The organism is Pseudomonas sp. RIT623 (assembly GCF_004519305.1).
Taxonomy (GTDB): Bacteria; Pseudomonadota; Gammaproteobacteria; order Pseudomonadales; family Pseudomonadaceae; genus Aquipseudomonas.
In genome coordinates this window covers 1-22,418 of record NZ_SOZA01000005.1, presented here as the reverse complement: position 1 = coordinate 22,418, position 22,418 = coordinate 1, and the positions used below count along the sequence as shown (strand labels likewise).

Annotated in this window: 19 protein-coding genes; 6 read left to right on the top strand and 13 right to left on the bottom strand. The window is 63.7% G+C overall.

All coding sequences use genetic code 11. The features are described 5' to 3' along the window. Window positions 1-20: 20 nt before the first annotated feature. The 5 genes from E3U47_RS05295 to E3U47_RS05275 all read right to left on the bottom strand — a co-directional run bounded on the left by E3U47_RS05295 (window position 21) and on the right by E3U47_RS05275 (window position 7,702). Window positions 21-1,616: an ABC transporter substrate-binding protein gene (locus E3U47_RS05295; protein ID WP_134689955.1), complete on the bottom strand. Its 1,596-nt coding sequence runs from the start codon at window positions 1,614-1,616 to the stop codon at window positions 21-23. Between the two features lie 72 nt (window positions 1,617-1,688). Beyond that, window positions 1,689-3,071: an OprD family porin gene (locus E3U47_RS05290; RefSeq protein WP_134689954.1), complete on the bottom strand. Its 1,383-nt coding sequence runs from the start codon at window positions 3,069-3,071 to the stop codon at window positions 1,689-1,691. 158 nt (window positions 3,072-3,229) lie between these two features. Next, the gene (locus tag E3U47_RS05285; RefSeq protein WP_134689953.1) at window positions 3,230-4,822 is read right to left on the bottom strand and encodes an ABC transporter substrate-binding protein; all 1,593 of its coding nucleotides are present in this window, start codon (window positions 4,820-4,822) and stop codon (window positions 3,230-3,232) included. Between the two features lie 219 nt (window positions 4,823-5,041). Continuing rightward, on the bottom strand, window positions 5,042-6,667 hold the full coding sequence (locus E3U47_RS05280) for an ABC transporter substrate-binding protein (RefSeq protein ID WP_134689952.1): 1,626 nt from the start codon (window positions 6,665-6,667) through the stop codon (window positions 5,042-5,044). A 312-nt stretch (window positions 6,668-6,979) separates the two neighbouring features. Beyond that, window positions 6,980-7,702: an SIMPL domain-containing protein gene (locus tag E3U47_RS05275; protein ID WP_134689951.1), complete on the bottom strand. Its 723-nt coding sequence runs from the start codon at window positions 7,700-7,702 to the stop codon at window positions 6,980-6,982. Window positions 7,703-7,897: 195 nt separating this feature from the next. On the opposite strand from E3U47_RS05275, the gene E3U47_RS05270 reads away from it, so the two are divergent. Both E3U47_RS05270 and E3U47_RS05265 read left to right on the top strand, forming a co-directional pair. Continuing rightward, window positions 7,898-9,157, top strand: coding sequence for an ATP-binding protein (locus E3U47_RS05270; protein WP_134689950.1), 1,260 nt, complete (start codon window positions 7,898-7,900; stop codon window positions 9,155-9,157). Further along, the gene (locus tag E3U47_RS05265; RefSeq protein WP_023632665.1) at window positions 9,154-9,714 is read left to right on the top strand and encodes a response regulator transcription factor; all 561 of its coding nucleotides are present in this window, start codon (window positions 9,154-9,156) and stop codon (window positions 9,712-9,714) included. Before E3U47_RS05270 ends, E3U47_RS05265 begins: the two co-directional genes overlap by 4 nt. 238 nt (window positions 9,715-9,952) lie before the next feature. Here the strand turns inward: E3U47_RS05265 and E3U47_RS05260 are convergent, their stop codons facing one another. After that, window positions 9,953-10,141, bottom strand: a complete 189-nt coding sequence (locus tag E3U47_RS05260) for a hypothetical protein (protein ID WP_134689949.1) — start codon at window positions 10,139-10,141, stop codon at window positions 9,953-9,955. A gap of 14 nt (window positions 10,142-10,155) precedes the next feature. Continuing rightward, on the bottom strand, window positions 10,156-11,790 hold the full coding sequence (locus tag E3U47_RS05255; protein WP_134689948.1) for a phospholipase: 1,635 nt from the start codon (window positions 11,788-11,790) through the stop codon (window positions 10,156-10,158). 190 nt (window positions 11,791-11,980) lie between these two features. On the opposite strand from E3U47_RS05255, the gene E3U47_RS05250 reads away from it, so the two are divergent. Continuing rightward, a complete protein-coding gene (locus E3U47_RS05250; RefSeq protein WP_134689947.1) occupies window positions 11,981-12,922 on the top strand; it encodes an AEC family transporter in 942 nt (313 codons plus the stop codon). 51 nt (window positions 12,923-12,973) lie between these two features. Further along, window positions 12,974-14,329, top strand: coding sequence for an amino acid permease (locus E3U47_RS05245; RefSeq protein ID WP_134689946.1), 1,356 nt, complete (start codon window positions 12,974-12,976; stop codon window positions 14,327-14,329). A 547-nt stretch (window positions 14,330-14,876) separates the two neighbouring features. On the opposite strand, the gene E3U47_RS05240 is transcribed toward E3U47_RS05245, so the two are convergent. The 6 genes from E3U47_RS05240 to gatC form a co-directional block, all read right to left on the bottom strand. After that, window positions 14,877-15,263, bottom strand: a complete 387-nt coding sequence (locus tag E3U47_RS05240) for a carboxymuconolactone decarboxylase family protein (RefSeq protein WP_134689945.1) — start codon at window positions 15,261-15,263, stop codon at window positions 14,877-14,879. 9 nt (window positions 15,264-15,272) lie between these two features. Continuing rightward, window positions 15,273-16,316 carry a calcium/sodium antiporter gene (locus tag E3U47_RS05235; RefSeq protein WP_134689944.1) on the bottom strand — a complete coding sequence of 348 codons (1,044 nt, stop codon included), beginning with the start codon at window positions 16,314-16,316 and terminating at the stop codon, window positions 15,273-15,275. 61 nt (window positions 16,317-16,377) lie between these two features. Continuing rightward, entirely contained in the window at window positions 16,378-16,752 is a 375-nt protein-coding gene (locus E3U47_RS05230; protein ID WP_177414203.1) for a septal ring lytic transglycosylase RlpA family protein, read from the bottom strand. A 113-nt stretch (window positions 16,753-16,865) separates the two neighbouring features. Continuing rightward, window positions 16,866-18,311, bottom strand: coding sequence for an Asp-tRNA(Asn)/Glu-tRNA(Gln) amidotransferase subunit GatB (gene gatB / locus E3U47_RS05225; RefSeq protein ID WP_134689943.1), 1,446 nt, complete (start codon window positions 18,309-18,311; stop codon window positions 16,866-16,868). Window positions 18,312-18,322: 11 nt separating this feature from the next. Beyond that, the gene (gatA, locus tag E3U47_RS05220) at window positions 18,323-19,774 is read right to left on the bottom strand and encodes an Asp-tRNA(Asn)/Glu-tRNA(Gln) amidotransferase subunit GatA (protein ID WP_134689942.1); all 1,452 of its coding nucleotides are present in this window, start codon (window positions 19,772-19,774) and stop codon (window positions 18,323-18,325) included. Window positions 19,775-19,789: 15 nt separating this feature from the next. Continuing rightward, window positions 19,790-20,077: an Asp-tRNA(Asn)/Glu-tRNA(Gln) amidotransferase subunit GatC gene (gatC, locus tag E3U47_RS05215; protein WP_134689941.1), complete on the bottom strand. Its 288-nt coding sequence runs from the start codon at window positions 20,075-20,077 to the stop codon at window positions 19,790-19,792. Between the two features lie 202 nt (window positions 20,078-20,279). On the opposite strand from gatC, the gene mreB reads away from it, so the two are divergent. Both mreB and mreC read left to right on the top strand, forming a co-directional pair. Next, a complete protein-coding gene (gene mreB, locus E3U47_RS05210) occupies window positions 20,280-21,317 on the top strand; it encodes a rod shape-determining protein MreB (protein WP_003255163.1) in 1,038 nt (345 codons plus the stop codon). Between the two features lie 212 nt (window positions 21,318-21,529). Further along, window positions 21,530-22,418: rod shape-determining protein MreC (gene mreC / locus E3U47_RS05205; RefSeq protein WP_256660229.1), on the top strand; the 889-nt coding region annotated here is incomplete at its 3' end.

Here is a 22,418-nt window from a genome sequence, read left to right as displayed (position 1 = left end):
CGGCGGTCGTTGTTGTTGTTCTACTTCACCTTGGTGGTGGCGAAGTTATTGTTGGTCAGTGGATTGATGACATAGCCTTCGACGTTCTCGCGCATGGCGGTGAACATTTTCGGGTGGGCCATGCTGATCCACGGTTGGTCTTCATCGTACACCGCCAAGGCCTCGTTATAGAGCTTGGCGCGTTCGTCGTTGTCGATGACCTCGCGGGCGCGGGTGATCAGTTCCTGGAACTTAGGGTTGCACCAGCGCGCATAGTTCTCGCCGCTTTTCGCCGCGTCGCAACTGAGCATCGGCGTGAGGAAGTTGTCCGGGTCGCCGTTGTCGCCGGCCCAGCCCGCCGAAACCAGGTCGGCCTCGCCTTTCTTGGCGCGGCGCAACATCTCGGCCCATTCCAGCACACGGATATCGAGCTTGATGCCGATCTTGGCCAGGTCGGCTTGCAGCATTTCGGCGGACAACCGTGGGTTGGGGTTGGTCGGGCCGCCGCCGTTGCGGGTGAACAGGGTGATCACCGTGCCTTCCGGGACGCCGGCTTCCTTGAGCAGGGCGCGGGCCTTGTCCAGGTCGTGGGGCGGGTTCTTGTTGTCGGTGTTGTAGCCGATCATGGTCGGCGGGTAGGGGTTGACCCCGACCAGCGCGTTGCCTTTGCCGAACAGCTGGTCGACGTGGGTCTGGCGGTCGAAGGCCATGTTGATCGCCTTGCGCACGCGCACGTCGCTCAGGTACTTGTGCTGGGTGTTCATGGAGATATAGCCGGTGACCAGGGCCTCGATCTCGGCCACCTTGAGCTTGGCATCGGTCTTGATGCCCGGCACGTCGTCAGGCTTGGGGTACAGGGCGATCTGGCATTCGTTGGCGCGCAGTTTCTGCAGGCGCACGTTGCTGTCGGTGGCAATGGCGAAGATCAGCGCATCGGCCGGTGGCTTGCCACGGAAGTAGTCCGGGTTGGGCTTGTAGCGAACCTGGGCGTCCTTGTTGTAGCGCTGGAAGATGAACGCCCCGGTGCCGACCGGCTTGCTGTTGAGGTCGCCGGTCTTGCCCGCCTTGAGCAACTGATCGCCGTATTCGGCGGAGTAGATCGAGGTGAAGGCCATGGCCATGTCGCGCAGGAACGGGGCTTCCGGGCGGGTCAGGGTGATCACCACGGTATGGTCGTCGGTTTTTTCAACCGACTTGAGCAAGTCCTTGAAGGCCATGCTCTCGAAATAGGGGTAGCCGACACTGGTCTTGTCGTGCCAGGGGTGGTCCTTGCGCAGCTGTCGGTTCAGGCTCCACAGCACGTCATCGGCGTTGAAGTCGCGGGTGGGGGTGAAATAGTCGGTGGTGTGGAACTTGACTCCTTCGCGCAGGTGGAAGGTGTAGACCAGGCCATCGGGGCTGATGTCCCAGCTCTTGGCCAGCGCCGGCTGGATCTCGGTGGTGCCGGGCTTGAAGTCGACCAGGCGGTTGAAGATGGCCTCGGCCGTGGCATCGGCGGTGACGGCGGTGGTGTACTGGACGATATCGAAGCCTTCCGGGCTGGCCTCGGTGCATACCACCAGCGGCTTGGCCGCCAGGTTCGACGCGGCGCCCAGGATGACCGCCGCCAGGGCAGCGCGTAACGGTAGCGATTTCATGGAACCTCCCTGCAGTGTTCGTTCCAGCGTAGCCGCCACGGCCCGTGGGGAGTCGGGCCATGGCGGCAACGGTCAGAGGATGTTGAATGGAATGGTGGTCACGATCCGCAGCTCGTCCAGGCTGCCGTCGGCCTGGGCCTTGCTGGCGCGGTGCGCGGTGTAGGTGGCGCGGATGGTGGTGTCCTTGAGCATGCCGCTCTGCACCGCATAGCTGGTGCCGATACCCCACTCGTAGTGAGTTTCGCCGTCCATGCCACGCACCTCATAGGCGGTGCCCTTGTAGTGGGTACCGTCGATGCCCCAGCCGCGGGCGTTGTACAGGTTGAACTTGAGACCCGGCACGCCGTATGGGGCCATGTTCAACACATAGCTGATCTGCAGCGACTTCTCGTTCGGGCCGTTGAAGTCCGACAGCAGGGAGTTGGCCAGGTAGATGCCGTTGGTCTCGTGCAGGTAGTCGAAGTACTCGTTGCCGTTGACCTGCTGCCAGGAGGCGGTGAGGGTATGGGCCTGGTGGGTCAGGCCGAACGACAGGCTGTAGGTGTCGTTGTCGATCTCGCCCATTTTCTTGCTGCCGGCGTCGACTGTCTTGTAGTAGTTCAGGCCGGTGGTCAGGCTCAGCACCGCGCTGTCGCCCAGCACATGGTTGGCGCCGAAGTAGTACTGGTTCCAGAAGTCATCGACCTTGGTCGCGTAGAGGCTGGTGGTCAGGCTCTTGAACGGCTGGTAGTTGATGCCGGCGGTGCTGGCGCGGTCGGTCTCGACCCCCTCGGCGCCATATTCGCTGCGGAACTTGCTCAGGCTCTGCTCGGTACGCGGCGAGACGCGGTCGAAGGTGCCCAGGTCGAACGACAGGTTGTCGAACTCGGCGCTGTGCAGGAACGCGCCCTGGAAGCTCGACGGCAACGCACGGTTGCCAATGTAGGCGATCATCGGCGTGTCCACCGACTGGCGGCCCAGGGTCAGGGTGGTGTTGGACATCCGCGCCTTGACGTTGCCCAGGCCCATCTTGCTCCACTGGCCGATCGGGTCACCGTCGCTATGGGTCAGTGTCCGGTTGTTCGGCCCGGCCACTGCGGCGCGCCCGCGCTCCAGGGCGATGGCGTTGTAGGCCGCGGCCTCGACGGCAAAGCCCACGGTGCCTTCGGTGAAGCCCGAGCTGTAGTTGAGGATGGTGCCCTGCACCCAGTTGTCACGGCTGTGGGTGGGACGGCGCGTGCCGTCGCTCTTGGTGTAATTCCACAGCGGCGCGCGGGTGGCGCGTTCGCGGGCATACCAGTTGCGGGTGCTGCCGGACAGGCTCTGGCCGTCGATGAAGCCTTTGGCCTCGGCCTGTTCACTGCTGGACTTGAGCGTGATCGGCATATAGTCCTGGCTGGCGGGTTCGGCCTGGGCGAGGGCGCAGAAGGCGCCCACGGACAAGGCCAATGCGGTGGTTGCGGTACGTCTCGACATGAAAGCTCCCTTTCTTTTTTTTAGTTATCACCCGGCTTCGTGGGCCGGGCTTGTCACGGTGACGCGGTACTGCGGGTGTCTGCCTGGGGGTTGCCAGGCAAATTCGGGCTGCACGCGGTCGCGGGAGTGGGTTGCACCCCCGGCCTGACGTTGCAGGGTCAATCGATACTGACGCCGGAGAAAACGTTGCGTCCGAAGGGGCTGACCTTGAAGTCTTTCACGCTGATGCTCAGTGGCTGGTTGACTGTCGAGTGCGCCACTGGGGTGATCGGTACCTGTTGCTTGAGGCGTTGTTGGGCTTGCTGGTAAAGGCTGGTGCGTTGTTCGCGGTCGGTGACTTGCTTGGCTTTTTTCACCAGCGCGTCGTATTGCTTATCGCACCACAAGGAGTAGTTGTTGCTGCCGATGGCATCGCAGCTGAACAGGGTGCCGAGCCAGTTGTCCGGGTCACCGTTGTCGCCGGTCCAGCCGATCAGGGCGATGTCATGTTCGCCGTTCTTCATGCGCTTGAGGTACTCGCCCCATTCGTAGCTGACGATGCGTACCTTGAAGCCGAGCTTGCTCCAGTCGGCCTGGAGCATTTCGGCCATCAACTTGGCGTTGGGGTTGTAGGGGCGCTGGACCGGCATGGCCCAGAGGGTGATCTCGGTGCCGTCCTTGACTCCGGCCTGCTTGAGCAGTTGCTTGGCCTTTTCCGGGTCGAAGGGGGCGTCCTTGAGTGACTTGTCGTAGGACCATTGGGTCGGCGGCATGGCGTTGACCGCCGGCTGCCCTGCGTCCTGGTACACAGCCTGGATGATCGCCTGCTTGTTCACCGCCATGTCCATGGCCTGGCGCACTTCGAGGCGGTCGAACGGCGGGTGCTGGGTGTTGTAGGCGATGTAGCCGAGGTTGAAGCCCGGTTGGGTCATGACCTGCAGCTTGTCATCCTGCTTGAGCGCCGGCAGGTCGGCAGGGCGGGGGTGCAAGGTGACCTGGCATTCGTTCTTGCGCAGTTTCTGGATGCGTACCGATGGGTCGACGTTGATGGAGAAGATCAGGTTGTCGATCTTCACTCGCTCCGGCGCCCAGTAGTCCTTGTTGCCCTTGAAGCGGATCTGCGAGTCCTTCTGGTAGCGCTGGAACACGAACGGCCCGGTGCCGATAGGCTTCTGGTTGATGTCGCTGGGCTTGCCACTGGCCAGCAGGTGTTCGGCGTATTCGGCGGAGAGGATCGAGGCGAAGGCCATGGCGATGTTCTGGATGAACGCGGCATCGACGCTGTTGAGGGTGAAGACCACGGTCAGTGGGTCGGTCTTCTCGACCTTGGCGATGTTCTTGTCCAGGCCCATGCTGACGAAGTAGGGGAACTCGGTGGGATAGGCCTGGCGGAACGGCTGTTGCTTGTCGAGCATGCGATTGAAGGTGAACAGCACGTCGTCGGCGTTGAAGTCGCGGCTGGGCTTGAAGTCCTTGTTGCTGTGGAACTTCACTCCGGGGCGTAGGTGGAAGGTGTATGTCAGGCCGTCGGCGGACACCTGCCAGTCGGTGGCCAGGCCCGCTTGCACGGCAGTACCGCCCTGCTCGAACTCGACCAGGCGGTTATAGATGGGTTCGGCGGCGTCGTTGTCGGTGGCCGCGGTGTACTGGGCGGTGTCGAAGCCCGCCGGGCTGCCCTCGGAGCAGAACACCAGGTTGTTGGCCAGGCTGGTCGATGCCTGGCCCAGCAGGCCGAGGGCGATCAGGGTAGAGCTCAGCGTGGTGAAGCGCATGGCATATCCTTTGTCCGTGTTGTCGAAACGGGCCACGTGGGCAACACGCGGCTGTGGCGTCCCAGTCCCGACGATAGAGGCGTCAGGATGCGGGAACCATGGGTTGAGTACTGGTATGGGGGCGCGAAAATTCTGGCGAGCGTGAGAGATTTTCCCTACGTATCGCCCGATCGTGTCATCGTCCTGCCGCCAACCATGGCGACAGGACGATCACGGCCGTTACTTGTCCACGCTGACCCCGTAGAAGGAGTTCAGGCCGAACGGGCTGATCTTGAAATCCTTCACTTTCGCGCTCATGGGCTGATACACGGTGGAGTGGGCGATCGGGGTGATCGGCACCTGTTCCTTGAGGATATGTTGCGCCTGCTTGTACAGCTCGGTGCGCTTGGCCTGGTCGGAGGTCGCCTTGGCTTGCTTGATCAGGTCGTCGTAGGGCTTGTAGCACCACTTGGAGAAGTTGTTGCCGTCCATGGCATCGCAGCCATAGAGCGTGCCCAGCCAGTTGTCCGGGTCACCATTGTCGCCGCTCCAGCCAATCAGCATGGCGCCCTGCTCGCCGCCCTTGGAACGTTTGATGTACTCGCCCCATTCGTAACTGACGATCTTGGCCTTGATGCCGATCTTGGCCCAGTCGGACTGGAGCATTTCGGCCATCAGCTTGGCGTTGGGGTTGTAGGGGCGCTGCACCGGCATGGCCCACAGGGTGATCTCGGTGCCTTCCTTGATGCCGGCTTCCTTGAGCAGTTGCCTGGCCTTCTCCGGGTCGTACGCGGCGTCCTTGATGGTGTCGTCATAGGACCATTGGGTCGGTGGCATGGCATTGACCGCCAGCTGGCCGGCACCCTGATACACCGATTCGATGATCTGCTTTTTGTTGACCGCCATGTCCAGGGCCTGGCGGACCTTGAGTTGGGACAGGGGGTTCGCTTGGTTGCTGCCCTTGACCTTGTCCATCACGTTGTAGGCGATGTAGCCGAGGTTGAAACCGGCCTGGTCGGGCATCTGCAGCTTCGGATCTTCTTTCAGCGGTTTGATGTCGGCAGGGCGTGGGAACAAGGTGACCTGGCACTCGTTCTTCTTGAGTTTCTGCATGCGCACCGAGGCGTCGGTGCTGATGGCGAAGATCAGGTTGTCGATCTTCACGTCCTCAGGATTCCAGTAGCTCTTGTTGCCGGTAAAGCGAATGTTGGAGTCTTTCTGGTAGCTCTTGAACACGAACGGCCCGGTGCCGATCGGCTTCTGGTTGATGTCGGCGGGCTTGCCTTGCTTGAGCAGCTGGTCGGCGTATTCGGCCGACTGGATCGAGGCGAAGTGCATGGCCATGTTCTGGATGAACGCGGCGTCGACTTGCGCGAGGGTGAACTTCACCGTGTGGTCGTCGAGCTTCTCCACCTTGGTGATGTTCTTGTCCATGCCCATGTCGGTGAAGTACGGGAACTCGGTGGGGTAGGCCTTGCGGAAGGGTTGGTCCTTGTCGAGCATGCGGTTGAAGGTGAACAGCACGTCGTCGGCGTTGAAGTCGCGGGTCGGCTTGAAGTAATCGGTGGTGTGGAACTTGACGCCTTCACGCAGGTGGAAGGTGTAGGTCTTGCCGTCCTCGGAGACGTCCCAGCTGGTGGCCAGGCCGGGGATGACCTTGGTGCCGCCGCGTTCGAATTGCGTCAGGCGGTTGAAGATGGTCTCGGCGGAGGCGTCGAAGTCGGTTCCGGTGGTGTATTGCCCCGGGTCGAAACCGGCCGGGCTGCCTTCGGAGCAGAACACCAGGTTGGACGCGGCGTGGGCGATCGGTGCGCCGGCTAGCAAGCCTGCGCCTACCAGGAACGGAATGACTGCGTGTTTAAGCATGGTGGCCTCATTGTTGTCATTTTTCGAATTGAGGCGGCCTCGTGAGCCGACCTGCGGATACTTATGCAGGGGGTATTCCCAATGCAACACTCAGCAGGATGGTTGACGGCAAAAACGTGGTACGGACGTACATGGATGTCGCATCCGTATAACTTTGGCGAATGTTGATCGTTTGCGTAGTCAAACGGAGCGAATTTTTCAGGATATTTCGCACTTTATGTGACAAGCGGATGCACCCGTTTGGTGCGTAGGAAGGGTCTGAAACAGTTATCCGAGACGGTTTTGACCGCCTCGGATATTCAAGTGGAGGGGTCAGGGTACCTGGACTTCGATCAGGCCATCGGCGCTCATGCTGACTTCGCTGGTGCCGGCTTCGATATCCGGTGCTGGCGCGGCTTCGTCGGCGGCGCCCTTGGCCATCATCGCCATCGGCGCGTTGCGCAGGTACGGGCGCGGGTAGCCGCTGCTGTTGAGGTTCAGGCTGACTACTTTGTAGCCCTTGCCGCCGAGGGCTTCGGTGGCCAGTTGGGCGCGGGCCTTGAAGGCCGCGACGGCGTCCTTGAGCAGTGCGTCTTCGCTGCTCTTGCGCGTGCTCGGGGCGATGGAGAAGTCCATGCCGCCCATTTTCAGGTCCTGCAGCAGCTCGCCGGTGAGCTTGGACAGGGCCGGGAAGTCGGCGCTTTCCAGGCGCAGTTCGGCGCGTTCGCGCCAACCGGTGATCTTCTGGCCCTTGGTGTCGTAGATCGGATAGCTGTTGCGGCTGCCCTGGCTGATCTTCACGTCCTTGACCTGGCGGGCCTGCTGCACGGCCTTGTTCATGGCCTCGGTGATCTCTTTGGCCAGTTTGCCCGGGTCGCTGTTCTGCGCTTCGCTGTACAGGGTCACGACCATCAGGTCGCGGGCCACTTCCTTGCTCACTTCGGCGCGCAGTGAAACCTGGTTGTAGCGCGGCTCGTCGGCGGCCAGGGCGGGCAGGCTGGCGAGCAGACCGCAGGACAAGGCAACGGCGGCGGCGCCGCGACGGGGAATATGCATGTGGAGCTCCTTGGCAAGATAAGGCGTGGCAACGAGACCACGCATGGCCGATCAGACCGTGAAACAGTGTAGTGGGTTCAAAAGTGCCATCATGTACCTGTGACAAAGTGTGGCGCTTTGCCGCATTGCTGCAGCGAGGCGCCCGGCTTCGGTATACTCCAGCCGATTTTCCTGGAGCACTCATCGGGAGAGCTCATGCTCGCCGCCGCACATCCGCTGTCCGCTACACGCCAGAACCTCTGGCGCCTGACCTTCATTCGCATCCTCGTCCTGGCCGCCCAGGCCGGCTCGGTGGGCGTGGCCTACTGGACCGAGCTGCTGCCGCTGCCGTGGTTCTCGTTGGCGGTGACCCTGGCCCTGTCGTCGCTGCTGTGCGCCTTCACCGCCTTGCGCCTGCGCCTGTCGCTGCCGGTCACCGAGCTTGAGTATGCCCTGCAGCTGGCCTGCGACCTGTTGATCCACAGTGCCCTGCTTTATTACTCGGGCGGTTCGACCAACCCCTTCGTTTCCTATTACCTGGTGCCGCTGGCGATCGCTGCGGTGACCTTGCCGTGGCTCTATTCGCTGGTGCTCTCTGGCATCGCCCTGGTGGCCTACAGCTTGTTGCTGGTGCAGTACTACCCGCTGGAAACGCTGCCACTGGCCCGTGACACCATGCAGGTCTACGGCATGTGGCTGAGCATCGCCCTGGCCGCAGGGGTGATCACCTTCTTCGCCGCGCGCATGGCCGAGGAGCTACGCCGCCAGGAGAACCTGCGTGCCGAGCGGCGCGAGGAGAGCCTGCGCGACGAGCAGTTGCTGGCCGTGGCCACCCAGGCTGCCGGCGCCGCCCATGAGCTGGGCACGCCGCTGGCGACCATGAGCGTGCTGCTCAACGAAATGCGCCAGGACCACGCCGACCCGCAGTTGCAGGAAGACCTGCAGATCCTTCAGGACCAGGTCAAGCTGTGCAAGGAGACCCTGCAGCAGCTGGTACGCGCCGCCGAGGCCAATCGCCGCCTGGCGATCATCGAGCAGGATGTCACCGCCTGGCTCGACGAGGCGCTCAACCGCTGGCACCTGATGCGCCCCGAGGCCAGCTACCGCTTCCAGCGCCTGCGCGATGGCGCGGTGCCGCGCCTGACACCGCCGCCGGACCTGACCCAGGCTCTGCTGAACCTGTTGAACAATGCCGCCGATGCCTGCCCGGATGACCTGGAGGTACGCCTGGACTGGGACGCCCAGGACATCGTCATCAGCATCCGTGACCATGGCCCTGGCGTGCCGGCGGCCATCGCCGAGGCGATCGGCAAACCCTTCATTACCACCAAGGGCAAAGGCTTCGGCCTGGGCCTGTTCTTGAGCAAGGCCAGCGTGACCCGTGCGGGCGGTTCGGTGAAACTCTATAGTCATGAGCAGGGTGGCACCCTGACCGAATTGCGCCTGCCCCATGGCAAGCGAGGAGATGAACGATGAGCGAAGAAAACCAGGTCGAAGGCGAAGAACTGCCGCACCTGTTGCTGGTGGACGACGACGCCACCTTTACCCGGGTCATGGCCCGTGCCATGAGCCGCCGGGGTTTCCGTGTGAGTACCGCAGGTTCCGCCGAGGAAGGCCTGAAGCTGGCCGAGCAGGACCTGCCGGACTACGCCACGCTGGACCTGAAGATGGAAGGTGACTCGGGCCTGGTGTTGCTGCCCAAGCTGCTGGAGCTGGACCCGGAGATGCGGGTGGTGATCCTGACCGGCTACTCGAGCATCGCCACGGCGGTCGAAGCGGTCAAGCGCGGCGCCTGCAACTACCTGTGCAAGCCGGCCGACGCCGATGACGTGCTGGCGGCGCTGCTCTCGGAGCACACCGACCTGGATACCCTGGTGCCAGAAAACCCGATGTCGGTGGATCGCCTGCAATGGGAGCATATCCAGCGCGTGCTGGGCGAACACGAAGGCAACATCTCCGCCACCGCGCGGGCGCTGGGCATGCATCGGCGCACCTTGCAGCGCAAGCTGCAGAAGCGTCCGGTTCGACGCTGAGATCCTTCCCAGCGGCACGCTGTCTTGTCTGCTGAGCAGGTGACACGCATCCCTGTAGGAGCGGCCTTGTGCCGCGAAAGGGCCGCAAAGCGGCCCCTGCGGTTTCAGCGCTTTACCGGGCCTGGGGCTGCTGCGCAGCCCTTTCGCGACACAAGTCCGCTCCTACAGAGAGCGCGCATGGCTTGATGAGAGGCTCGGCATGTGGGGCGAAAGGGCCGCGCAGCGGCCCCGCCGGCTATCAGGCTTTCCCTCCCGAGCGGTCAACCCGCACCGCCAGCTGTCCAGATCCTGATGGCGCCTCGAACGCCACCAGCCCGCCTGCCGGCACCATGGCCCGGCCGATCACCTTGCCATCACGCAGCAACTCCAGCGGTAGCCCTGCCATCGACTGGCCCGACGCCAGTTCCAGCTTGATCTTGATTGTCATGAGTGACCTCCCTGTCACGCGTTGCGATCGATGTAAGTGGTTGCCACGCCATCCAGGCTGGCGATCAGTTCCGGCGAGCCCCCACGGAACTGACGGAACAGGTTGCGCCCGCGCTGCTTGCCATCCACTGGCACCTGCACGGTGGGGTGGAACTGATCGGTCAGCTCGGCATAGGCGCTCCAGGGGCCGATGTACGACTCGTTGAGCACATCGGTGATGCTGTAGGCATAACGCACCGCATTGCCCGGTTGCCAATTCAGGCCGTCTGGATCGCGGCGCTGCCAGCCGGTGATCGCCGGCGACCCGGCGGGTGGCTCGATGAAGCCGACAGGCGTGTTCGGCTTGTAGTCCTTGAGCAGCAGGTAGGTGCTCCACCCCCACCAGTCGGCAATGCGCTTGCGGTCGTTGAGGTCGTTGACATCCTTGCGTCGCAGCACGGCCTTGCCGTCGAGGAAGTACAGCGGGGCGAAGTTGCCCGGCACCAGGTCCTGTTCGGCGGCGCGCAGGTCCGGGGTCAGGCGCAGGGCGCCATAGTCCTTGGCCGGTGGCACGTGGCCATCGACAAAGGCCTGGAACACTTCGTCGGCCGAGCGCTGCACGGCGCGGCCCACCTGGCGGCGGTTGGCCACATCCACCGTGTCGAAGTAGCGCTTGTCGCCGTAGGCGCGCCATTGCTCGCCCTCGGCGTTGCGCACTGCCAGGCCGTACTTGCTGTCCTCGTCGTGCATGAAGCGCGAGATCAGCGAGCCAACGTCGCTGGGGGTGACGGTGTCGGCCAGGGCCTTGCGCGGCACCCGCAGGTGGCCGGCGGAGAACAGGTCGGTCAGGAAGTGGTCGGCGAAGGCGTTCATCGCGTAGGCCAGTTGCAGGTCGCGCTCGTTGCCACTGGCGCGGGCCTTCACGGCTTGCTGCAGGGCGGCGGCATGACCTGCCTGGTAGGCCAGCAGCGCCCAGGGGCCGAAGTGGTCCCAGTTGCTGGCGGCCAGCTTCAGGTAGCGTCCCAGGGGGAACAGGTCGGAGGCGAAACTGCCGCCGCCGGTGATGCGGTTCCAGCGCGCCGACAGGCTGTCGCCCAGAGCATCGTAGGCTTCGTGGGGCTGGCGCCCGTCCTTGATGGCCTGGTTGGCGGCGCGGATTTCTTCCTGCATCACCGCGAGGATCTGCTCGGCTTCGGCCTTGGCCGCCGGTAGGCGGGCCAGGGAGTCGAACGCCTGGGTGAAGCGTTCGAGGCGTTCGGCTTCAGTGCTGCCATCGGCTATGGGGCGCTCGGGCAGGCCGAAGAAGTCGCCACCCAGGGCGATCACCTGGCCATAGGTGAGGGTCAGGCCATTAGGCAGCGGCAGTGGCGCCTCATGAGCGACGATGGGCGCCTTGCCTGCCTCGAAGCGCAGCAAGGTGTTGTCACCAATCGCTGTGTGCTCGGCGCCTTCGAAGTATTGCTCGGCGTCGTGCTGACCGGCCTTGCCGCTGTTCTGTGGCACGGCGAAGCGGTGGTACTTGAGGGTGTGGTGGCCATGCATGACCAGCACCAGGTGGCTATCTGGGCCGGGGAGGGCGACGCCTTGCGGCTCGAACAGCTGGTCGAGGTCGGCCACCACCAGGGTGGCCTGGGCTTTGGCGGCCGCAGGCGCAGTGTGTGTTCCTGACATGATTTGCTCCTTGCAATGTCGGGATAATCCATTTTTATACTGTATGCATATACAGTAATTGCTATCATATTCAGGAAATTTCCTACGTCAAGGTCTGTTTGTGCGGGCAACTGGCAGCTACGGCGGGCGCAAGCCCCCGGCACTGGCGTATGATTGCCCCCCTCAACGCCCAGCCTCAGGATCGCGCTGCATGCTCGCCCTTCTTATCCAGACACTGAACATCACGGCCCCTGTGTTCGCCATGCTGTTCATGGGCGTGTTGCTCAAGCGCGTTGGCTTGATCGACGACAATTTCAACCGGGTCGCCTCCAAGCTGGTGTTCAACGTGTGCATGCCGGCGCTGTTGTTCCTCGGCATCTACCACGCTGACCTGGCGACGGCGGTGCAACCTGGGGTGATGCTCTATTTCGTCATCGCCACCCTGGCGGGCTTCGCCCTGGCCTGGGGGCTGGCCATCTGGCGCTGCCCGCGGGCTGACCGCGGCATCTATACCCAGGGCGCGTTTCGCGGCAACAACGGGGTTATCGGCCTGGCCCTGGCGGCCAGCCTGTATGGCGACTACGGTATCTCCCTGGGCGCCGTGCTCGCGGGCCTGGTGATCCTCATGTACAACTCGCTGTCGGCGGTGGTGCTGGCGGTGTACAGCCCGGACCTGAAGTCCGACCCCTGGAGCATCGGCAAGAACATCCTCAGCAACCCGTTGATCCTCAGCGTGCTGCTGGCCACGCCCATGGCCTATGCCCAGGTGCCGCTGCCCAACTGGCTGCTGACCTCCGGCGACTACCTGGCGCAGATGACCCTGCCGCTGGCGCTGATCTGCATTGGCGGTACCTTGTCGCTTGCGGCCTTGCGCGACAGTGGCCGGCTAGCCGTGGACGCCAGCCTGGTGAAGATGGTCTGGCTGCCGCTCCTGGGTACCCTGGGAGCCTGGCTGTGCGGCTTTCGCGGCGCCGAGTTGGGCATCCTGTTCCTCTACATCGGCAGCCCGACCGCCGCGGCCAGCTATGTGATGGCACGCGAGGCCAACGGCAACCACGAACTGGCGGCATCGATCATCGTGATCACTACACTGATGGCGGCCATCACCACCAACATCGGTATTTTCGTCTTGCAGTGGGGCGCCTGGATCTAGACCCTCACTGCACACAAAACCAACAATACAGCCTCACCTAAAGGACACTTCATGCAAGACCAGAGCACGCCCGAGCGCTTGCAGCGCGGGCTGAAGAATCGCCATATCCAGCTGATCGCGCTGGGCGGTGCCATCGGCACCGGGCTGTTCCTGGGCATCGCCCAGACCATCCAGCTGGCCGGCCCCTCGGTGTTGCTGGGCTACGCCATCGCCGGCCTGATGGCCTTCCTGATCATGCGCCAGCTGGGCGAGATGGTGGTCGAGGAGCCGGTCGCCGGCAGTTTCAGCCACTTCGCCCACCAGTACTGGAGCGAGTTCGCCGGGTTCGTCTCGGGCTGGAACTACTGGGTGGTGTACGTGCTGGTCGGCATGGCCGAGCTCACCGCGGTGGGCATCTACGTGCAGTACTGGTGGCCGGACTTCCCCACCTGGGCCACGGCGGCGATCTTCTTCGTGGTGATCAACGCCATCAACCTGACCCAGGTGAAGGTCTACGGGGAGATGGAGTTCTGGTTCGCCCTGGTCAAGGTGGTGGCGATCGTCAGCATGATCGCCTTCGGCGCCTGGCTGCTGGCCAGCGGTGATGGCGGGCCGGATGCCAGCGTTGCCAACCTCTGGCAGTACGGCGGTTTCTTCCCCAATGGCGTGGTCGGGCTGGTCATGGCGCTGGCGGTGATCATGTTCTCGTTCGGCGGCCTGGAGCTGGTGGGCATCACCGCCGCTGAAGCGGCCAACCCGCGCGAGAGCATTCCCAAGGCCACCAACCAGGTGGTCTACCGCATCCTGATTTTCTACATCGGTGCGCTGGCGGTGCTGTTGTCGCTGTACCCTTGGCAGAAGGTGGTGCAGGGCGGCAGTCCGTTCGTGATGATTTTCCACAACCTCGACAGTGACCTGGTGGCGACCATCCTCAACATCGTGGTGCTGACGGCGGCGCTGTCGGTGTACAACAGCTGTGTGTATGCCAACAGTCGCATGCTGTTCGGCCTGGCTGCCCAGGGCGACGCGCCGCGCCAGTTGCTCAAGGTCAGCCGTCGTGGCGTGCCGCTGACGGCGCTTGGGGTATCGGCGTTCGCCACTGGCCTGTGCGTGCTGATCAACTACCTGATGCCGGGTGAAGCGTTTGGCCTGCTGATGGCGCTGGCGGTGTCGGCGCTGGTGATCAACTGGGCGAGCATCAGTATCACCCATCTCAAGTTCCGCAAGGCCAAGCTGGCGGCGGGGATCACGCCGTTCTACCAGAGCCTGTGGCACCCGCTGAGCAACTACCTGTGCCTGGCGTTCATTGTGCTGATCCTGGTGGTTATGTACCTGACACCGCCGATTCGCATTTCGGTGATGTTGATTCCGGCGTGGATTGCCGTGTTGTGGGTGGCGTTTCGGATCAAAAAGTCTCGTCAGGCCTGATTGGATCTAGTTCGGTTTCGGGATGTTACGGTGTCCTGAAACCGAGTTGGCTTGGATGGCGTATTATTGTTACTCAAGTCTGTTTTCAATCTCGCGGTTGCCATTACAGGCAGTCAATACATCGCCAACTGTCTAACCACTAACTTCGTATCTCTTGGTCTTTGATCTTGATCTTGATCTTGCTGTTGCTTCTAGGTGCGCGATAGTGCAGGCGTCGCCAATTGCGACTTCAGGAGGCCGAGCGGAGTTCTTGCGTAGTGGGGCGACGGCCATGGATGGCCGTCGAGCGCTGCGCCCCAGGATGGGGCGTACAGCGCGGTCCCCACGGGAGCAAGAGCGTAGCGAGGGAACCCCGGAGCGAAGCGTAGGGGCCGGATGAATGGAGCGAGGATTTTTTGGTTCCTTTTTGATCCTTCAAAAAGGGACCCGCCGTAAGGGCGGAAAGGTGATTATGCGTCGCCATCGCCAATGAATGCGCATGTAACTTTCAAAATCCCCGCTCTGAAAGTCAAAGTCGGTAGGCGTGGATATTCACAGATACTTTTAATTAATCGCTAGGACTCGCCTGATAACTATCAATCACTTCCTGCGCCGCCCGAAACGCATCGACCGCCGCCGGCACCCCGGCATACACCGCGCAATGCAGCAGCGCTTCGCGAATCTCAACCACCGTGCAGCCATTGTTCAAGGCCCCACGCACATGCCCCTTGAGCTCCTGCGGGCACTTGAGCGCGGTCAGCGTGGCCAGGGTGATCAGGCTGCGGGTCTTCAGCGCCAGGCCATCGCGAGCCCAGACACTGCCCCAGGCGTGCTCGTTGACGAAGTCCTGAAGCGGCTGGGTGAACTCGCTCGCATTGCCCAGGGCGCGGTCGACGAAGGCATCGCCCATGACCTGGCGGCGAATGCGCTCGCCGGTGGATTTCGAATCTGCCATGTTGTTTCCTTAGTGTTGGCGGCGCCAGGCGCGGACGGTGGTATACAACAACACGATACCGAGCACCGGCAGGACGTAGAACAGCATCCAGCGCTCGAGGCGGCCAGCCAGCGGCATGCCGGTGGTGAACGTCACCACGTGCAGGCCGTAGGCCAGGTACAGGCACAGGAACACCAGGCCTTCGGCGCGGGTGACCCGGTAACCGGAGTAGAACACCGGCAGGCACAGCGCGGCGACGCCGAGCATCACCGGTAGGTCGAAGTCCAGGGCATTGGGCGAAATCGACAGCGGCTCGGGGGTGAGCACCGCGGTCAGGCCCAGGACCGCGAGCAGGTTGAACAGGTTGCTGCCGATCACCGTGCCCACGGCGATTTCCCGCTCGCCGCGCAGGGCGGCGATCAGCGCGGCGGCCAGTTCCGGCAGCGAGGTGCACACTGCCACCACGGTCAGGCCGATGATGCGCTCGGACAAGCCCAGGTCGGTGGCCACTTCGACGGCGGCCTCGAGCAATAGATGCCCGGCCAGGCTCAGCAGGCCCAGGCCCAGCAGGATCAGCAGCAGGGCGCCGCTCCAGAAGCGGCCTGCGCCGGTGTGCGCGGCGCTGGGCGCGGGGTAGGTGCGGGCGTAGTGGCGTGACTGGTGCCAGAGCATGCCCAGGTAGGCCAGCAAGCCAAGCAGCAGCAGGACACCCTCCAGGCGGCCCAGTTGGCCGTTGAAGGCGAGCAGGTAGACCAGCGCGCTGGCCAGGATCATCAGCGGGATGTCCAGGCGCACCAACTGGCGTGACACGCGCAGTGGAATGATCAGCGCGGCCAGGCCGAGGATTACCAGTACATTGAAGATGTTGCTGCCGATCACGCTGCCGACGGCGACGTCCGGCGCGCCCTGGTAGGCGGCCTGCAGGCTTACCGTCAGCTGTGGCGCGGTGCTGCCGAAGGCGACCAGGCTCAGGCCGATGATCAGCGGACGCACGTGCAGGCGCCCGGCCAGGCGCAGGGCCGCGCGCACCAGCAACTCGGCGCCGATAATCAGCAATAGCAGGCCCAGGCCCAGTTGCAGCAGGCTGAAGGCGGGAAGGGTGGCCAGGTCGAAAATAGCGAGGGCTCCAGTCAGGTCAGTCGCTCAAACCTTGTACTCGCACGCGCGCCGTTCCGCTACGCAACATGCCGATTTTTTCTGCGGCGGCGCGTGACAGGTCGATCAGGCGGCCACGGGTATGCGGGCCGCGGTCGTTGATGCGCACCACGACGCTGCGCTGATTGTTGAGGTTGGTGACCAGCACCCGGCTGCCGAAGGGCAGGCTGCGGTGGGCGGCGCTCAGGCCATGCTGGTTGAAGGGCTCGCCGCTGGCCGTTCGCTTGCCGTGGTGGCGGGCGCCGTAATAGGAGGCGGTACCGGTTTCGTCGTAACCGCGTGGGTCGATGTCGTGGCTGGCGCAACCGGCCAGCAGGGAAAACAGGCTGAGGGTGGCGAGGGAATGCTTGATCAAGTCGACTGCTCCGATTCAGGCACTGGGACCGCTATGCGGTCCTTTCGCGACGCAAGGCCGCTCCTACAGGTACTGCGCCATCCTGTGGGAGCGGGCTTGCCCCGCGATCGGGATCACCCTTCGAGCTTGGTCTTGAGCAATTGGTTCACTTGCCCCGGGTTGGCCTTGCCTTTGGAAGCCTTCATCGCCTGGCCGACGAAGAAGCCGAACATCTTGCCGCGCTTGGCCTCGTCGGCGGCGCGGTACTGTTCGACCTGTTCGGCGTTGGCGGCGAGCACTTCGTCGAGCATCTTGTCGATCGCGCCAGTGTCGGTGACCTGCTTGAGACCTTTGCTTTCGATGATGCTGTCGGCATCGCCTTCGCCGGCGGCCATGGCCTCGAACACGGTCTTGGCGATCTTGCCGCTGATGGTGTTGTCACGGATGCGCAGCAGCATGCCGCCAAGGTGTTCGGCGCTGACCGGCGACTGGTCGATGTCCAGGCCCAGCTTGTTCAGCAGGCTGCCCAGCTCGACCATGACCCAGTTGGCCGCGAGCTTGGCGTCGCCGCCAATTTTCACCACGTGCTCGAAGTAGTCTGCCTGTTCGCGGCTGGATGCCAGCACGTTGGCGTCATACGCCGATAGCGCGTACTGCTGCTGGAAGCGCTCGACCTTCTGCGTCGGCAGCTCCGGCAGGGCGGCGCGCACGGTCTCGAGGAAGCTTGGCTCGATGACCACCGGCAGCAGGTCTGGGTCGGGGAAGTAACGGTAGTCGTTGGCTTCCTCCTTGCTGCGCATCGAGCGGGTCTCGTCCTTGTTCGGGTCGTACAGGCGGGTTTCCTGGGTCACCTTGCCGCCGTCCTCGATCAGTTCGATCTGGCGCTGGACCTCGTAGTTGATCGCCTTTTCGACGAAACGGAACGAGTTGACGTTCTTGATCTCGCAGCGGGTGCCGAACTCGGCCTGGCCCTTCGGGCGCACCGAGACGTTGCAGTCGCAACGCAGCGAGCCTTCGGCCATGTTGCCGTCGCAGATGCCCAGGTAGCGCACCAGGGCGTGGATCGCCTTGACGTAGGCCACGGCTTCCTTGGCGCTGCGCATGTCCGGCTCGGAGACGATTTCCAGCAGCGGCGTGCCGGCGCGGTTCAGGTCTATGCCGCTGGCGCCGTTGAAGTCTTCGTGCAGGCTCTTGCCGGCGTCTTCCTCAAGGTGCGCGCGGGTCACGCCGATGCGCTTGATGGTGCCGTCTTCCAGGGCGATGTCCAGGTGGCCCTTGCCGACGATCGGCAGGTCCATCTGGCTGATCTGGTAGCCCTTGGGCAGGTCGGGGTAGAAGTAGTTCTTGCGCGCGAACACGTTGCGCGGGCCGATCTCGGCATCGATCGCCAGGCCGAACATGCACGCCATGCGCACGGCTTCCTGGTTGAGTACCGGCAGTACGCCCGGCATGCCCAAGTCAACCAGGCTGGCCTGGGTGTTCGGCTCGGAGCCGAAGGTGGTGGCGCTGCCGGAGAAGATCTTCGACTGGGTGGCGAGCTGGGTATGAATCTCCAGCCCGATCACAACTTCCCATTGCATGTGTGAACTCCTCAGAAGCCGTTGGGGGCGCGGGTGTGCCAGTCGGTGACTTGCTGGTACCGGTGCGCGATGTTGAGCAGGCGGCCTTCCTGGAAGTACGGGGCCAGCAGTTGCACGCCCACCGGCAGGCCGTCGACGAAGCCGGCCGGCATCGACAGGCCAGGCAGGCCCGCCAGGTTGGCGGTGATGGTGTAGACGTCCTCGAGGTAGGCGGCGACCGGGTCGCTGCTCTTGGCGCCGAGTGTCCAGGCCGGGTTCGGCGTGGTCGGGCCGAGGATCACGTCGACATCGTGGAAGGCGGCCATGAAGTCGTTCTTGACCAGGCGGCGGATCTGCTGCGCCTTGATGTAGTAGGCGTCGTAGTAGCCGGCCGACAGGGCGTAGGTGCCGACCATGATGCGTCGCTGCACCTCCGCGCCGAAGCCTTCGCCGCGGGAGCGTTCGTACAGGTCGGTCAGGTTCGCCGGGTTCGCGCAGCGGTGGCCGAAGCGCACGCCGTCGAAACGCGACAGGTTGGAGGAGGCTTCGGCCGGGGCGATCACGTAGTACGCCGGAATGGCGTGCTGCATGTTCGGCAGGCTGATTTCCTTGACCACCGCGCCGAGCTTTTCCAGCTCCTTGACGCTGGCCTGGACCAGCTCGGCGATGCGCGGGTCGAGGCCGGCGCCGAAGTATTCCTTGGGCAGGCCGATGCGCAGGCCCTGCAGCGAGGCGTTGAGGTTGGCGCTGTAGTCGGGTACCGGTTCATCGACGCTGGTCGAATCCTTGGCATCGAAGCCGGCCATGCCTTGCAGCAGCAGGGCGCAGTCCTCGGCGGTGCGGGCCAGCGGGCCGCCCTGGTCGAGGCTCGAGGCGTAGGCGATCATGCCCCAGCGCGATACGCGGCCATAGGTCGGCTTTAGGCCGGTCAGGTTGGTGAAGGCTGCCGGCTGGCGGATCGAACCGCCGGTGTCGGTGCCGGTGGTGGCCGGCAGCAGGCGCGCGGCCACGGCGGCGGCCGAACCGCCGGAGGAACCACCCGGTACATGTTCGAGGTTCCACGGGTTCTTCACCGCGCCGTAGTGGCTGGACTCGTTGGCCGAGCCCATGGCGAATTCGTCCATGTTGGTCTTGCCCAGGGTGACCATGCCGGCCTCGGCCAGCTTGGCGACCACGGTGGCGTCGTACGGGGCGTTGAAGTTGTCGAGCATCTTCGAGCCGCAGCTGGTGCGCACGCCATTGGTGCAGAACAGGTCCTTGTGGGCGATCGGCGCGCCGAGCAGGGCGCCGGTTTCACCGGCGGCACGGCGGGCGTCGGCGGCACGCGCCTGGTCCAGAGCCTGGTCTTCGGTGACGCTGATGAAACTGTTGAGCCGCGGGTCGAGATGCTTGATGCGCGACAGCAGGGCGCCGGTCAGTTCCTGCGAAGAGAACGATTTGTCGGCCAGACCGCGGGCGATCTCGGCCAGAGTGAGTTGATGCATGGCAGGCGCTATCCCTTATTCGATGACTTTCGGAACCAGGTACAGACCGTTCTCGGTCGACGGGGCGACGGCCTGGTAGCGGTCGCGCTGGTTGCTTTCGGTGACTTGGTCGGGGCGCAGACGCTGGGTGGTCTCCAGCGGGTGGGCGAGCGGTTCGATGCCGGTGGTGTCGACGGCTTGCATCTGGTCGACCAGCCCGAGAATACTGTTCAAGGCATCGGTAATGCGTGGCAGTTCGCCTTCATTCAGGCCCAGTCGGGCCAGATGGGCGATCTTTTCCACGTCGGAGCGTTGAAGCGCCATGGGGATCTCCAGGAAATCGAGAAACGGAATGGGTCCGTGGTGAGGAACATGCCGGGATTCCGGCGGTCAAAGGGCCGCGATCATCGGCAGGCATGCTCGGAAAAACAGCCAATTTAACATATTGGCTCCTTGCCCAAAATCCCTGCCATTGTTAGAGTTTGCCGCACTTTTTTACCCACGCTTTCCCCAGGGTCACTTTCCCATGTTCAAGAAACTGCGTGGCATGTTTTCCAGCGATCTGTCCATCGACCTGGGTACTGCCAACACCCTTATCTACGTGCGTGAGCGCGGTATCGTCCTGAATGAGCCCTCGGTTGTTGCCATCCGTACCCACGGCAACCAGAAAAGCGTCGTCGCTGTCGGTACCGAAGCCAAGCGCATGCTCGGCCGCACCCCCGGCAACATCGCTGCCATTCGTCCGATGAAGGACGGCGTGATCGCCGACTTCAGCGTTTGCGAAAAAATGCTGCAGTACTTCATCAACAAGGTGCACGAGAACAGCTTCCTGCAGCCCAGCCCGCGCGTGCTGATCTGCGTGCCGTGCAAGTCGACCCAGGTCGAGCGCCGCGCCATCCGTGAGTCGGCCCTCGGCGCCGGCGCCCGTGAAGTGTTCCTCATCGAAGAACCGATGGCCGCCGCCATCGGCGCCGGCCTGCCGGTCGAAGAGGCCCGTGGCTCGATGGTCGTCGACATCGGTGGCGGTACCACCGAAATCGCCCTGATCTCGCTCAACGGCGTGGTCTATGCCGAATCGGTACGGGTTGGCGGCGACCGCTTCGACGAAGCCATCGTCACCTACGTGCGCCGCAACTACGGCAGCCTGATCGGCGAATCCACCGCCGAACGCATCAAGCAGGAAATCGGTACCGCCTACCCGGGTGGCGAAGTGCGCGAAGTCGACGTCCGTGGTCGTAACCTGGCCGAGGGCGTGCCGCGTGCCTTTACCCTGAACTCCAACGAAGTGCTCGAGGCGCTGCAGGAGTCCCTGGCGACCATCGTCCAGGCGGTCAAGAGCGCCCTGGAGCAATCGCCGCCGGAGCTGGCTTCCGACATCGCCGAGCGTGGCCTGGTGCTGACCGGTGGTGGCGCGCTGCTGCGCGACCTGGACAAGCTGCTGGCCCAGGAAACCGGCCTGCCAGTGATCGTCGCCGAAGACCCGCTGACCTGTGTCGCCCGCGGCGGTGGTCGTGCGCTGGAAATGATGGACAAGCACGCCATGGACCTGCTCTCCAGCGAGTGATCGCCGGGCAGCAAGGTATCCCCAGGTTTACAGGTGGCACGCACAGTGCTACCTGTATGCGCTGTGCTGGCGCCCGCCCGGGCGCCGTTTCCGTCAACCCGCAAGCAGGCCGGTGCGTTGTCCCATGCCCAATGACTTCCTGAGTCGTCCACGAGGAACGGCCCATTAAACCGCTTTTCTCCAAAGGCCCCTCGCTGGGCGTGCGCCTGCTCGTGCTGGTGGTGATGTCGGTCGCGCTGATGGTGGTCGACTCGCGTTTCGACCTGCTCAAGCCCGTGCGCAGCCAGATGGGCCTGGTCCTGATGGAATCCTACTGGATCACCGACTTGCCGCAGCGTCTGTGGCAAGGCGTGGCCGGCCAGTTTGGCAGCCGCACCGAGCTGATCGCCGAAAACGAAAAACTCAAGACCGAGGCCCTGCTGCTGCAGGGGCGCCTGCAGAAGTTGGCAGCCCTGACCGAGCAGAACGTGCGCCTGCGCGAGTTGCTCAATTCGTCGGCGCTGGTCAACGAGAAGGTCGAGGTCGCCGAGCTGATCGGTGTCGATCCCAACCCGTTCACCCACCGTATCCTGATCAACAAGGGCGAGCGTGACGGGGTGTTCCTCGGCCAACCGGTGCTCGACGCCCGTGGCCTGATGGGCCAGGTGGTCGAGCTGATGCCCTACACCTCGCGGGTACTGCTGCTCACCGACACCACCCATAGCATTCCGGTGCAGGTCAACCGCAATGGCCTGCGCGCCATCGCCAGCGGTACCGGCAACCCGGAGCGCCTGGAACTGCGCCATGTGGCCGACACCGCCGACATCAAGGAAGGCGACCTGCTGGTCAGCTCCGGCATGGGCCAGCGTTTCCCGGCCGGCTACCCGGTGGCCACGGTCAACGAAGTGATCCATGACTCCGGCCAGCCGTTCGCCATTGTCCGCGCCATCCCGACCGCCGCGCTCAACCGTAGCCGCTACATGCTGCTGGTGTTCAGCGACCGCCGCACCCCGGAAGAACGCGCCACTGAAGCTGCCATCGCCCAGGAGGAAGCCGACCGTCAGGGCACCAGTCACGGCCAGGCTCCGGCCAACCCGGCAATCCCAGCCCCAGCCCCAGCCC

What these genes read in the sequence shown, in the direction of transcription:
- E3U47_RS05265 (WP_023632665.1), top strand. Translation starts at nt 9,154, where the DNA reads ATGAGCGAAGAAAACCAGGTCGAAGGCGAAGAACTGCCGCACCTGTTG.
- E3U47_RS05240 (WP_134689945.1), bottom strand. Translation starts at nt 15,263, where the DNA reads ATGGCAGATTCGAAATCCACCGGCGAGCGCATTCGCCGCCAGGTCATG.
- E3U47_RS05245 (WP_134689946.1), top strand. Translation starts at nt 12,974, where the DNA reads ATGCAAGACCAGAGCACGCCCGAGCGCTTGCAGCGCGGGCTGAAGAAT.
- E3U47_RS05295 (WP_134689955.1), bottom strand. Translation starts at nt 1,616, where the DNA reads ATGAAATCGCTACCGTTACGCGCTGCCCTGGCGGCGGTCATCCTGGGC.
- E3U47_RS05260 (WP_134689949.1), bottom strand. Translation starts at nt 10,141, where the DNA reads ATGACAATCAAGATCAAGCTGGAACTGGCGTCGGGCCAGTCGATGGCA.
- gatC (WP_134689941.1), bottom strand. Translation starts at nt 20,077, where the DNA reads ATGGCGCTTCAACGCTCCGACGTGGAAAAGATCGCCCATCTGGCCCGA.
- E3U47_RS05270 (WP_134689950.1), top strand. Translation starts at nt 7,898, where the DNA reads ATGCTCGCCGCCGCACATCCGCTGTCCGCTACACGCCAGAACCTCTGG.
- E3U47_RS05250 (WP_134689947.1), top strand. Translation starts at nt 11,981, where the DNA reads ATGCTCGCCCTTCTTATCCAGACACTGAACATCACGGCCCCTGTGTTC.
- gatA (WP_134689942.1), bottom strand. Translation starts at nt 19,774, where the DNA reads ATGCATCAACTCACTCTGGCCGAGATCGCCCGCGGTCTGGCCGACAAA.
- gatB (WP_134689943.1), bottom strand. Translation starts at nt 18,311, where the DNA reads ATGCAATGGGAAGTTGTGATCGGGCTGGAGATTCATACCCAGCTCGCC.
- mreB (WP_003255163.1), top strand. Translation starts at nt 20,280, where the DNA reads ATGTTCAAGAAACTGCGTGGCATGTTTTCCAGCGATCTGTCCATCGAC.
- E3U47_RS05280 (WP_134689952.1), bottom strand. Translation starts at nt 6,667, where the DNA reads ATGCTTAAACACGCAGTCATTCCGTTCCTGGTAGGCGCAGGCTTGCTA.
- E3U47_RS05290 (WP_134689954.1), bottom strand. Translation starts at nt 3,071, where the DNA reads ATGTCGAGACGTACCGCAACCACCGCATTGGCCTTGTCCGTGGGCGCC.
- E3U47_RS05255 (WP_134689948.1), bottom strand. Translation starts at nt 11,790, where the DNA reads ATGTCAGGAACACACACTGCGCCTGCGGCCGCCAAAGCCCAGGCCACC.
- E3U47_RS05285 (WP_134689953.1), bottom strand. Translation starts at nt 4,822, where the DNA reads ATGCGCTTCACCACGCTGAGCTCTACCCTGATCGCCCTCGGCCTGCTG.
- E3U47_RS05275 (WP_134689951.1), bottom strand. Translation starts at nt 7,702, where the DNA reads ATGCATATTCCCCGTCGCGGCGCCGCCGCCGTTGCCTTGTCCTGCGGT.